Below are 12,687 nucleotides of genomic sequence, written 5' to 3' on the forward strand. Positions count from 1 at the left end.
CCCGACAACAGGCGACTGGCGTATGCGCAAAGCGCACGCCCAAAGGGCTAACGCGAAGCGTCTCCGAAGGAGATACCCGAAGGGCTACGTCTCTACAATCGTGTATTGCACGCATATGCGCAAAGCGCACGCAAGCGAGGGCTATCGAGAAGCGCTATATGCAAGTCATACGCTAAAGCAGCTTATCATCACTGCTTCAGTTGAAAATCTTCATCAAAATCTTTCAGCGAGGGATAGACAATAGGAGGCGTTGCATTAATCGTTAACAACCGCTGCTTATACTCTTCTAAATAAGCTTGGCGACGCTCATCCCCGATGCGACTTGCGCCCCAAACGATGAAAGGCGGCAAAACATCGAAACCCACAAAGCGAAAAATCCCGTGATTAATCGGATAGAGAATGGTACGAATCTCACCATTGATCCCTATTTCGGTGTACATGGTTAATGCACCACCTGTGGTGAGAGACAGCATGGCTTTTTTGCCTTGAAAAACTCCATTGTCATAAAACCTCCCGCCACCATAAGTTCGCCCCATTGCAAAGACTTTATCAACCCAACCCTTGAGGATAGCAGGAAGTCCAAACCACCAAAGAGGAAACTGAAAAATCAGCACATCGCACCAGTCGAGTTTCTCCATCTCCGCTTTGATATCTGGGGCAAAGCCATCAACTTCAGTGGCATACATTTCTTCACTTTGCTGATTGTAGTAGTTTAGTTCTTTATTATAAGTAAAGTTGCGGCGGTCAGAAACTGGGTTGAACTGCATGGCATAAAGGTCAGAAATAATCACCTCATGTCCTGTGGTATACAGTACTTCCTTGGCATAGCGAGTCAGAGCACCATTGAAACTGTTGGGTTCTGGGTGGGCGTGAACAATAAAGAATTTCATCTTGATATCCCTCAACACTTATCCGAGTCTAATATGCTGCTTATAATACAGATACTAAACATGGATAAACGGATAAGGGGAGTCAGTGCTGTGTGTTCCGATACTCCCCTAAAATTTTTAAGTTGTGGGCTTCTGAATTGTTTTTGCCGACTGGCTAAATAACAAATCTCTTGACTTTTCTATATCAAGAGCTTGATTTTTGAAGGCTTCTGCCTTTTCGTAAGCACGAATTGTTGCGGGACGCACCTGAATTGTTTCAAACCAGCGCTTTAGGTGAGGAAAGTTCTCTAACTTTTGACCTTGGCGCTCATATGGCACAATCCACGGATAGCTAGCAATATCGGCGATGGAATAATCACCAGCGAGAAACTCTCTATCAGCAAGCCGTTTATCTAGGACAGCGTATAAACGTCCCGTCTCATTCACATAACGGTTAATAGCATACTCAATTTTTTGGGGTGCGTATTGGCTGAAGTGGTGGTTCTGTCCCGCCATCGGTCCCAAACCGCCCATTTGCCAAAATAACCATTGCAAGACTTCAACGCGTTCGCGTAAGCGTGCGCTAGCGCAATCGCGCAAATCTGCTGGAATCAACTTCCCAGTTTTTTCTGCTAAATACAGCAAGATAGCACCAGACTCAAAAACTGAAATCGGTTCACCACCTCCTGCAGGTTCATGATCCACAATTGCGGGGATACGATTGTTAGGAGAAATTGTGAGAAACTCAGGCTTAAATTGATCTCCCGCGCCAATGTTGACAGGAATAACAGTGTAAGGCAAACTGACTTCTTCAAGGAACATCGTGATTTTATGTCCGTTTGGTGTCGTCCAATAATAAAGCTCAATCATTGGTTGTTTCCTAATGTTTAAATGAACTGTTTGTCACAAGAAGCTTATCTGATATCTTGCACCCTCCTCCGAACGCGGGTCGCTCATGGGGAGCCAGTACTGAACCGTGTGCGTGGCACGAAGTGCCATAGGAGGGTTTCCCAAAAGAGGTATCTGGTGAGACCAGCGCGCATGCTGTCGGGGAGCCAGTGCGGTGAGTCCAGCACTGCGGTCCTTGTTTCCCGACAACAGGTGACTGGCGTATCTCCTGAGCCCTTCGGGCACGGCCCCGTGCCGAACGGAGACGCTTCGCTTTAGCCCTCTGGGCGTGCGCAAAGCGCATACGCCCTAAGGCGTGCGCAAAGCGCATACCCGTAAGGGTCTTGGGGAACCCAGGCGTAGAGCATAGCCGCGTTTTCCCAAAAGAGGAGCCACTGCGGTGCGTCGCTGTCCTCCGTTGAAGCATGTGGCGTGCGACCCGCGTTCCCGCTCTTGCAAAGCCGTGCCGTAGGCATAGGGCGTTGGAACGAATCTCCGATTCGAGGCAACAAAGCTCCGCTTTGTTGGGGCAAACGGACCGGCGAAGCCATCGCTTTTAGGGTGCTTCAAATCTGTGCCATACCGCCATCGACAAACAACTCGATGCCGTTCACAAAGCTGCTGTCGTCTGAAGCAAGAAAGACAACGGCTTTGGCAATCTCATCGGGCGTGCCTACTCTTCCCAACGGGATGGTGCTGGCTTGGCTGTCCACGAATGCCTGCACCTGCTCATCATTCAGTCCCAGAAGATTGTAGCCAGGAGTAGGAACCACGCCAGGACTAATGGCGTTAACCCGGATCTTGCGCTCTTTGAGGTCGAGTGTCCAATTACGGGCAAACGATCGCACGGCGGCTTTGGTAGCACTGTAAACGCTAAAGGCTGGGGTGGCCCTGATAGAAGTGGCTGAGGCGTTCAGGATGATAGAAGCGCCCTCTGGCAACAGAGGCAGTGCCTTCTGCACGGTGAACAGCAAACCTTTGACGTTAGTATTGAACGTTTTGTCAAAGTGTTCTTCGGTGATTTCGCCGAGTGGTGCGAGTTCTCCACCGCCAGCATTGGCGAAGATCACATCGAGGTGTCCTTGCTCTTGCTTGATCGTGGCGAACAGGCGATCGAGGTCTGCCAGATTGGAGGCATCGCTGTGAACACCCGTGAGGTTTTTACCGATCGCTTTCACGGCAGCATCAAGTTCAGTTTGGCGACGACCCGTGATGAAGACATAGGCACCTTCGGCGACAAAGCGCTTGGCAGTGGCAAGACCGATGCCGCTGGTACCGCCGGTGACAAGAGCGACTTTTCCTTCTAGTTTTTTCATGATGATGAGTCCTGTGATTGCTGAGGAGTGAAAGAGTCGTCCGCGACGGATCCTTGAAAATTGGATTTGTCCCGGTAACAACTCGATGGATTGTGGAACGCTCAATTGCTTGGATCGAAGGCTCTCCGGAGTTTGATCAAAAACAGTTAAAGGACATGGTTGAAATTGTTTGATTTGGTAGATGATTTTGGTGCGATTGACTTTGGTGCAAAGTCAATCGCTCATGAGTCAATCAAATGAGCAGTACCTAATGACTTGCTGTCTACCCATTGTTTGCTCGTGATGTTTTTTACTTTGGCGAGAATACGTGGACAGTTCTCATCTCAACCTTCATAAGGGTTTCCCAGTCTATCCACAAAGACGTTGTGGGAAAATGGCAGACGTCCGGGATTACGACGTGGTTCTGCTGCATAGCCAACAGGTACAAGAACTGCGATCGCAATATCTCGATTGTCCGCAGCACCAATCACTTCCTTGACTTTCTCTTCAATCCAACCATTCATAAAGCAGGTGGACAAGCCCAGACTTTCTGCTGCTAACACCAAATGAGTCGCAGCAATCATAGCATCTTTGATGGCATACTCCCGCCGTTTGTCTCCAAGTCCTGCTTGATACTGCGGGATATTGGTTTTAAAATAGTTTACCGTGCCCTGATTCCATGCACCCGTTTCGAGTCCCTGATTCAAAATCGGTGTTAAATCTTGTTCTCCAGCAGTCGCATCAGCAGCAAAGACAAATGTCACGGGCGCTTCAACGACTTGTTTTTGATTCCAGGCTGCTGCTGCAAGAGCTGCTTTTTGTGCGTCATCTTGCACAAGAACTATCCGCCAATCTTGAATGTTATAACTACTGGGTGCTGCTACAGTTAGCTTCACGAGTTGGTGAAGTAGTTCTGGAGATATAGGATCTGGTTTGAAAGTCTTGATAGAACGACGCTGAATAATGGCGCTAGGTACATCCAGAGGTTTAGTTTGAAGGTTGAGTTCTTGAACCATGAGACCTATCCGTTAATTTTCACAAAGATTATAAGCTTGGATCACAGCTGTTCGTCATTCGTACATTTATAAGAACAACGAATTATTTTGCTCCTATTAAAGAGGGATATTGCTCTTCTACTGTCGGATAGTCAGTATAACCCTTCTCCCCACCACCATAAAAACTCGTCGAATCTGCCTCAGTCAGGGGTGCATTCAAAGCTATACGTCGGGGTAAATCGGGATTTGAGATAAATAGTGTGCCAAAAGAAACTAGCTCTGCTTCTCCTTTTGCCAAAACTGCATTGCCTTTTTCAGGAGTGTATTCCCCATTAACCATGATTGTACCGTGATAGCGCTCCCGTATATGACTGGTTGGCACCACGGTCGCCCCATGTCGGATATCTGCTTCTATCGCCTCAAAAATATGCAGATATGCTAAATCAAACTGGTTCAAGGCTTGGGCAACATAACCAAATGTTGCGAGCGGATTGGAGTCTTGCATATCGTTAAACGTTCCACTCGGAGACAAACGTACCCCAACCCGTTTTGCACCCCACACTCCAACAACCGCTTCGGTTACCTCCAACAGAAGTCGGGCACGGTTTTCTACAGAACCGCCATATTTATCTGTACGTTTATTCGTACCATCCCGGAGGAATTGGTCAAGTAAATAACCATTGGCACCGTGAACCTCCACCCCATCAAAACCAGCCGCCAGAGCATTTTCTGCTCCTTTGCGATATTGTTCGACAATTTCCGGAATCTCCGACGTTTCTAAAGCACGAGGAGTCACATACGGTTTCATACCTTCATAAGTAAGTACCTGACCCTTGGGTGCGATCGCGAATGGTGCTAACGGTAAGTCACCATTCGGTTGGAAATCAGGATGTGAAATGCGTCCTACATGCCATAGTTGCAGGTAAATTCTTCCTCCGTGCTGATGCACTGCGTCTGTGACTAACTTCCAACCTTCGACTTGTTCTTGCGAGTGAATACCTGGTGTATAAGGATACCCTTGTCCTTGTGGAGAAACCTGAGTGGCTTCAGAGATAATCAGCCCCGCAGAGGCGCGTTGAGTATAGTAGATGGCATTGAGTTGGTGCGGTACATTACCCTCTCCTGCACGATTACGGGTTAAGGGAGCCATCACTATGCGGTTGGGCAGTTCTAAATCACCTAACTTGTAAGGAGAGAGTAAATTGATGTTAGTGCTCATAGATGAAATCTCCAAAGTCTGTCCTATGCTAAAAATCAAAATTCCTGGTTGATTCAGTCATCACTCAGACGGATGAAATTGATAACTGATAACTGGTAACTGGTAACTGTTAAACAACTGACTGCACAACCCCGCCATCCACCCGCAAAGCTGCACCATTGGTGGCTGAAGCTATCGGACTGGATAGATAAACAACCATTGCTGCAACTTCATCAGTTGTTGCAAAGCGTTTGATCAGGGAAGTTGGACGAACATTTTTGAAAAAGTCAGCTTCGACTTCACTAGGACTAATACCACGGTCTTTTGCCATCTTTGCTACAAAGTCATCAACACCTTCTGACCGAGTTGGTCCTGCAAGAACAGAGTTGACTGTGACTTGAGTCCCAATTGTCGATTGTGCTAAACCCCTTGCAATAGCAAGTTGAGCCGTTTTGGTCATACCGTAGTGAATCATCTCAACAGGGATTTGAATAGCAGACTCACTGGAGATAAAAATAACACGTCCCCAGTTTGGCTCCAACATCTTTGGTAGGTAGTGGCGACTCAGCCGGACTCCACTAAGAACGTTAGCTTCAAAGATGTTGAACCAGTCTTCATCGGTAATATCTGAAAATGCTTTTGGCTCGTAAACACCAAGATTGTTGACTAGGATATCAATGTGAGGAACTTGTTGAAAGACTTGCGAGGCTCCTTCTTTTTTTGCAAGATCGGCGACGACTCCGGAAATTTTTGCTTCTGGGTTGGTTTGCGTAATTTTAGCGATAGCTAGCCCCTTAGGGGGCGCTGCGCAAACGCTGCTGCGCAAAGCGCAGATCGCCTGTTCCACTCGTTCAGAAGAACGTCCAGTAATAATAACTGATGCACCCTCTTGTGCGAGTCCCCGAGCAATTGCAAAACCAATACCTGCAGTTGAAGCACTCACCAGCGCAGATTTACCATGCAATTTCAAGTCCATTGCGTTCGCTCCAGCAAATGATAGGATTTACGCATTATGCTTCCGTATTGGTACTTAGATGTGGATTGTAGAGTTTGGGGTGGAGTCATTTTTGTGCCCAACCGCATACACTCTTCTATCCACTAGACGGGCTAAAATCGTAATTCGTCATTCAGTTATTGATGACGAATTTAACTACAGATACTGTGCTAAAGTCTTACTCAACGTTGTCTTTGGCACTGCACCCACTACAGTATCGACTTGCCGACCGCCTTTGAATACTATCAGCGTAGGAATGCTGCGAATTCCGTAATTGCTGGCAATAGTAGGATTTTCATCTGTATTGAGCTTCACCACTTTTACCTGTCCTGTATATTCAGCAGCAATCTCGTCTACCACGGGAGCCACCATACGACAAGGTCCACACCAAGGTGCCCAAAAGTCTACTAACACTGGAACTTCACTGTTAAGGACTTCTTCCTTGAACGTGGCATCTGTTACATTTGCAACGGATGACATACTTGCCCTCCTATTAGTTCGTTTATTCGATAATATCGAATAATTAAAATATAGTCAACTTGATGAGATAATGCAAGTATGAGATTCTTACATCACCCAGACCGAAAACATATTTCTTTAGCAGGAGTGCTGTACGCCTTGGGTGATCCAGTGCGGCTGGAAATTGTGCGGCGGCTGGCAGTTAAGGAAGAGCAATGCTGTGCTGACTTTGATTTTGCCATTGCCAAATCCACCATGTCCAATCACTTCAAGATTTTGCGAGAGTCAGGTGTCGTCTTGACTCGCAAAGAAGGAACACAGCACATTAATATGTTGCGCAAAGAGGATTTGTCAGCACTTTTTCCAGGGTTGCTGGACGCCGTGTTGCGCTCAGCTAAGCCTTTGTCTGTTGGTTGTTCATCTCAACAAACAACATCACAGCAAGTTTAATGCTTGAAGATTGGAACCGCTTCCATCTGCGGTTTCATATTCAAATAAATTGACTTTTGTATGAAATATAGCCGTTGCCAGGTAGATTAGGACATGAACTAATGAGAAAATACGGACATCACGAGATTTTCAACCCTGTTCCCTGTTAAGCGTTCCCTGTTAAGCGTTCCCTGTTCCCTGCTATATGTCCTAATAGAGTTGGCGATTGCTATACCACGAAAACAGCTCCAACATCAGGCTGTAATGTTATCACCGCCCTGTCGGTCAATCGTTAATCGCACAATCGATAGTCCTAAAATAATTAGGAACAGCACTAACCCAATTGTGCAAGCATAGCTAATTTCCAAATTACTAAATGCTTGTTCATACAGATAGTAAACTATTGTTTTCGAGCTATTGCGTGGTCCGCCTTGCGTCATGATGTAGATTTCTTCAAACACCTTGGTGGCAGAAATAGCCGAAATCACAGCAACTAAAGCTATATATGGTTTCATCAAGGGTACAGTAATATCCCAATGCTTACGCACACCGTCTGAGCCATCAATTGCTGCAGCTTCGTAGATGTCGGTGGGGATGGATTGCAACCCAGCTAAATAAATGACCATGTAGTAGCCCAATCCTTTCCACACCGTCACAGCCATGACGCTAAATAAGGCGAAGCGGGGACTCGTCAGCCAAGGGATTCCTTCTGGGAAAATACCCTTGAGCAATTGATTGAGTAAGCCATTTTCTGCATACAGCCACTTCCAAGCAATCCCGGCGACGACCATTGAAATCACGACTGGTGTATAGTATGCGGCTCTAAACCAGTGCATTCCGCGTAGTTTCTGATTGACTAAAATTGCCAGTGCTAAGGGGGCGATGACTAAGATTGGTACCACACCCACAAGATACAGCAAGGTGTTAAATAAAGTTTGCCAAAAAACTCGGTCGTTCCACAAGCGCTGAAAGTTAGAAAAACCTACCCATTGGGGCATCTGAGTTAAATCATATTCGTAGCGAGTAAAGCTGAGGTAAAACGCTTGTAGTGCGGGCCAAAAGACGGTTAATCCCAAGATAAACAGGGCAGGGAGCAAAAATAAGTAAGGAGTCAGTCGCCGTGTGATGAGAACCCAATCTTTGGCTGTCAATCTATTCATAGGAAGATTTTTATCGTGCTGTTGAGGGATGAATTTCGAGTTTGGATAAGTGCAAAATGAAAAAGTAAATTAATGTTATGAGAGCTTTTAAACCTAATTTATGATTGCTAATCTAGATCAGAACGGTTGGGAAGTTATTTATCATCGCGCCCATGCTTTACTTGCAGCTCAAATAGCGGGACATTGGCACCCAGAAAAGCGCCCGTTGCGTTGGTTAGAGACAATTGCGGCTATTTCCCATCACGATGATTTGGAAAAGGAATGGGAAGGCAATTACCTCACTGAAGCTGGTGCACCGCTAGATTTTACCTTAGCCAAGGGAACTGATGTAAATAGTGTACGACGACACACGCAAAATGCCCGATATCGGGGACGATGGGTTGCTATGCTGATTTCTATGCATGTGAGCTTTCTCTATGAGGGTAAGCGTGGAGAATCACCAGAATTGGATAGCTTTTTAGACGAACAACTCCAGAATCAGAAGCAATGGCGTCATGAGTTGAATATTACAAAGGATGAAGCTGTGGAAGCTTATGAGTTTTTTCAGTGGTGCGATCGCCTCTCACTCATCCTCTGCAACCGTGTGTTACCTGCTAATGAACGTGCGTTAGAAATTGCAACTCTGCCAGACGGCAAGCGCTATGATGTGATAGAGTCGTCTGATGGGAATGTCACAGTACAACCTTGGCCTTTCCTAGAAAAGAAGTTTACTGTTAATGTGGAAGCTAGTTACCTAGAGCAACTGAAATTTGACACTAACGATGAACTCACGCAAGCACTTCAGACAGCACCGATAAAAACTTTGGAGTGGACGTTTGTTCGGCTCTGATTAGCGATCATCCCGGGAACATCCCAAATATGTAAGCTATATCAAACTCAGATGATTAGTTGTCCGCAGCGTTAGCGCAGCGTGCCCTCCGGGCATACGGAGCAAAGCGGAGTGTAGACGCGCGCTTTGCGCTTACGCTTTACTCGGTTACCCTCGCTGCGGACAAACATGTTTTTGCATGCCAATGCATGCTCCCATCATCGCCAGTTACTCAACCGGATGGGGATGTGGGGATTCTGCTCGATTAAGCTAAAACCTCAGTCTGTAGTAGCGCCTTGCGTAATGCAGTTACTGCTTCTTCTGTCTCTACCAACCTATTAAGAGCAAGCGCAATATCATCTTCAACCTTCAACAGTTTAGCTGCTTTCTTAACGGCTTTTTGCTCTTCAAGTGAGTAGTTGTCATCAGCGCGAGCCATTTGAATTGCATGATACAGCAATGACCTTGATTTTGACCAAGTAGGAACATCAACTGTAATCTTAGTCAGTAGGTTTTCTAAGTCAGCATTTTTGTATTCAAATGTTTTGTATTTCTCTATTGCTTCTTCAGGAGCGCCGGCCATGCGCTGATGATTTAGTAACCAATTAAGTTCGGCTTCTGAAACCTCTCCATCGGCTCCAGCAATAGTGAGTAGTGCATATCCATAGCTAAGGTATGCTTCAAGGGGAATTTCGGAAATACCTAAGTTCTTTTTCAGAAATTCTGAAGCAGGCAGTGCTTGTTTGATATCGCTCATCAATTACCTTTTTGATTTGTTTGAGAATTTAATATTTTGCAGAACCTCTTTTACAATACCACAAGGATTATGATTTTTTTATACACGTAGCTCTTCAGCCCTGAGACTTCACTTTGGCTGGAAGGTGGGACATAAAAGGTCGCTCACAGAATCGGTAGAATACGTAGGCAACTACTATTGACAATGGAACAGCGATGACGAACCATCTAAAAGCCAGTATTGAAGGAGACAATTGTTGGCTCAGTAGGATTTGATATACGAGCCATACTATAGGAGCATGGATGATATAAAGGCTGTAAGAAAATACTCCCAGTGCAACGAGCCGAGGTGATTCTAAGAATTGCACAGCAGGAGGAAGTGGTTTACCGTTTATTAAGAAATTGGTGCAATATGTGAGAAAACAAGCCGTGCCAAGGGCAATGAAATAATGGATAACCCATTCTGGGATTTGTTGTATCAAATTAAATCGTATCCACTCTGTCAAAAAACCAAAGCAAGTAAATAGGGCAGCAAGCTTATGCCAAGGTAATGAATTTTTCATCCACATCAAGGATGGTTTTTGGGAAAAATTAATTTCTGCTGCTGTCATTCCCAAAGCAAAAAGACCTAAAAACCAAGGATGAACAGAAAAGGAGAGTTCACCCATCAGATAATTAAGTGTAATTCCGACAGCAAAGGCAATTGCTACTGTATAAAATAACCCTAAACGTCTCCATATTGGTATTAACAAAACAGCAAACAAAAAATAGATTTGCCATTCGACAGCAACAGTCCATGTTGGACCATTAATTTTATTGATATATAAGCTGCCAAAATTTTGAAAAAGTAAGAGATAAACAACCACATCATGCAAAGAGAACCGAGGAGAAAATAAATCTTTCAAAATGTGGAATCTTTCATCTTCCAAGCCAAAAGCATCAGCTGGCTCTATCCACAGTATGAATATTCCTATCAATGTGCACAAGAGCAGAGCAGCATAATATGGTGGTAGAATCCGTCGAATCCGTCGCTTAAAGAAACCTAACAAGCCTCCGGAAAAATATTTTTTATCGGAACGAACTACTGGAAGCATCAAACAGTAGCCAGAAAGAACAATAAAAATAACAACGGCAAAAATTCCATATCTGAGGAACTTTGCCATCGGTAACCAAAGCAAGGCAGGTTGTAAAGCGTCTGCAAGACTGGGTTCCCAGCAATGCACTAGAACCACATATAGAGCCGCCAAGCCACGTATACCATCTAAGTAAGCCAGACGGAGTCTCTGGTTACTAGGTTTTTCAGAATAAGTATTTGAAGATTCGTGAATTATATTTTGATGCATTGGTAATGAAGAAATGATGAAAGGCTAAAGATGAAAAATTAAACGCACGAAAATCGGTTACACGAGTTTTTGAAAATAAACTCATGCTATGAGCAAGGTATTTGACTACCTTAAGAACAAAAGGTATTAAGACAAATTTTTCTGTCACTTAGTGTCAAAAAATGGCTTTTTTAGTTAAAAGGACACTCTTGACATCAAACTCTATTGATAACAAAGCTAAAGCAAAAAAATCAGGTTTAATCTTCTAATGACACAGAGGAAAGCTTTCTCCTAATATTAACAAAGTCTTGAAGACGAGAAGTCTTTCTTAGGTAAGAAAACAACTTATAAATATCACTCGTGCGATGGTAGGTGACAACCTAAATATATAAGTATTAACGACTTATATAGATATTTTGCTTTCAGGTAAAACTGGATTTTTTGTTACCAAAAGAGAAAAAATGACGCTGTTCACGAACAATTTAGTATTGCTATATGTGAACAAACTTTTGTATTGAACAAAGTACAGTTGCTTACAAATTCACACCGTTATATGTAGCCTGAAATTGTGATATTTTCTCAGGAAGCTAAGCTCCGCATATCTACAGCACTCGCAACTGAAAATTGTTATGAATTTGTGGAGTTCTGTACTAAGTTGTGTCTTATGAAAGCTCTTTATCTTGCAAGGCTGTGTAGAGTAGAAGTCACGCCTCTAACCTTGACCAAGAAAGCTTTTGAAATCTATAAAATTCAGGGGGGAGTTACACCACCAGGAACCCTGACGGCATGAACTCTTGGAACTACTAGCTCATACCCTACAAAAACTGTTCCTTTTAGCAGTGGTTGCTGGATGTGAGTCAGAAGGATTTCACGAAGAAAATCTAGCTTAAACATAACAAATGACCTCTGAGCTTCCATCGTACAGTTCGCTCGTCACTGCACATACTCTAGTAAATGCACAGCTGCTCTCAACATTAGACTTAATAGCAAAAATATTGATTTTATTTTTATAACTACAGATAAATGATTGTAAAAAACGTTCCTCTACTGTTGCCATTAGTAAGCCATTTCCTTAATTCCTCTTGTGAAGGACTAGAAAAAGGTGATAGAAACAAGTAGACAATAGTACATACTAACAACCTATATGTAGTTATTTGTGTATACTTTGAACATAGCCAAAGATACTTACTTTTGCTAAGAGATTAATGTTTCTATAGTCAAGTAAACCATAACATCTATGACAATACAAATCGTCATGTTGTGCCCACTCTTTAATAGATTTTTATGGAAATGAATGTAATCTTCATCGAATCTTGATTGAAAGAAAAAACTTCCAAAGGGCAATCTCACTGAATTCAGATTGCTCAATTAAACGTCTATCCTCCATGTAGAAAATGCGAACTGTTTTGCCTCGACGAGCAGGAAAGCTTCGGTATGCCCCGGTATAATTATAATAGGGATATCCATCTGGGGGTTGGCTAGTGCGGTACGTTGCTTATAAACTGTACCCCATAAGGGTTACAGGGGATTAAGCG

General features: G+C 44.2%; 12 protein-coding genes. 2 read left to right on the top strand and 10 right to left on the bottom strand.

The genetic code is table 11. The annotated features are described in order from the left end of the window. Positions 1–188: 188 nt before the first annotated feature. The 7 genes from DP116_RS21515 to trxA all read right to left on the bottom strand — a co-directional run bounded on the left by DP116_RS21515 (position 189) and on the right by trxA (position 6,719). On the bottom strand, positions 189–890 hold the full coding sequence (locus DP116_RS21515; RefSeq protein ID WP_169157110.1) for an NAD(P)H-dependent oxidoreductase: 702 nt from the start codon (positions 888–890) through the stop codon (positions 189–191). 117 nt (positions 891–1,007) lie between these two features. Then, a complete protein-coding gene (locus tag DP116_RS21520) occupies positions 1,008–1,739 on the bottom strand; it encodes a glutathione binding-like protein (protein ID WP_169157111.1) in 732 nt (243 codons plus the stop codon). Positions 1,740–2,323: 584 nt separating this feature from the next. After that, on the bottom strand, positions 2,324–3,073 hold the full coding sequence (locus tag DP116_RS21525; protein WP_169157112.1) for an SDR family oxidoreductase: 750 nt from the start codon (positions 3,071–3,073) through the stop codon (positions 2,324–2,326). A 323-nt stretch (positions 3,074–3,396) separates the two neighbouring features. After that, on the bottom strand, positions 3,397–4,068 hold the full coding sequence (locus tag DP116_RS21530; protein ID WP_169157113.1) for a nitroreductase family protein: 672 nt from the start codon (positions 4,066–4,068) through the stop codon (positions 3,397–3,399). 82 nt (positions 4,069–4,150) lie between these two features. Beyond that, a complete protein-coding gene (locus DP116_RS21535; protein WP_169157114.1) occupies positions 4,151–5,266 on the bottom strand; it encodes an alkene reductase in 1,116 nt (371 codons plus the stop codon). Positions 5,267–5,375: 109 nt separating this feature from the next. Beyond that, positions 5,376–6,221 (bottom strand): SDR family NAD(P)-dependent oxidoreductase, encoded by an 846-nt coding sequence (locus DP116_RS21540; RefSeq protein ID WP_169157115.1) that lies wholly within the window; start codon positions 6,219–6,221, stop codon positions 5,376–5,378. Between the two features lie 174 nt (positions 6,222–6,395). After that, the gene (trxA, locus tag DP116_RS21545; protein ID WP_048872119.1) at positions 6,396–6,719 is read right to left on the bottom strand and encodes a thioredoxin; all 324 of its coding nucleotides are present in this window, start codon (positions 6,717–6,719) and stop codon (positions 6,396–6,398) included. A 78-nt stretch (positions 6,720–6,797) separates the two neighbouring features. Here trxA and DP116_RS21550 point away from each other — a divergent pair, with 78 nt between their 5' ends. Beyond that, positions 6,798–7,148 (top strand): ArsR/SmtB family transcription factor, encoded by a 351-nt coding sequence (locus DP116_RS21550; RefSeq protein WP_169157116.1) that lies wholly within the window; start codon positions 6,798–6,800, stop codon positions 7,146–7,148. Positions 7,149–7,381: 233 nt separating this feature from the next. Here DP116_RS21550 and DP116_RS21555 read toward each other — a convergent pair whose 3' ends face one another. Continuing rightward, complete coding sequence (locus DP116_RS21555; protein ID WP_169157117.1) at positions 7,382–8,287, bottom strand: carbohydrate ABC transporter permease; 906 nt, start codon at positions 8,285–8,287, stop codon at positions 7,382–7,384. A gap of 100 nt (positions 8,288–8,387) precedes the next feature. Between DP116_RS21555 and DP116_RS21560 the strand changes: the two genes are divergently transcribed. Further along, positions 8,388–9,116 carry a DUF3891 family protein gene (locus tag DP116_RS21560; RefSeq protein ID WP_169157118.1) on the top strand — a complete coding sequence of 243 codons (729 nt, stop codon included), beginning with the start codon at positions 8,388–8,390 and terminating at the stop codon, positions 9,114–9,116. 244 nt (positions 9,117–9,360) lie between these two features. Here the strand turns inward: DP116_RS21560 and DP116_RS21565 are convergent, their stop codons facing one another. Beyond that, positions 9,361–9,852: a TerB family tellurite resistance protein gene (locus DP116_RS21565; protein WP_169157119.1), complete on the bottom strand. Its 492-nt coding sequence runs from the start codon at positions 9,850–9,852 to the stop codon at positions 9,361–9,363. A 94-nt stretch (positions 9,853–9,946) separates the two neighbouring features. Continuing rightward, on the bottom strand, positions 9,947–11,173 hold the full coding sequence (locus DP116_RS21570) for an acyltransferase family protein (protein WP_169157120.1): 1,227 nt from the start codon (positions 11,171–11,173) through the stop codon (positions 9,947–9,949). Between the last annotated feature and the right edge of the window lie 1,514 nt (positions 11,174–12,687).

The organism is Brasilonema bromeliae SPC951 (genome assembly GCF_012912135.1).
GTDB classification, from domain to species: domain Bacteria; phylum Cyanobacteriota; class Cyanobacteriia; order Cyanobacteriales; family Nostocaceae; genus Brasilonema; species Brasilonema bromeliae.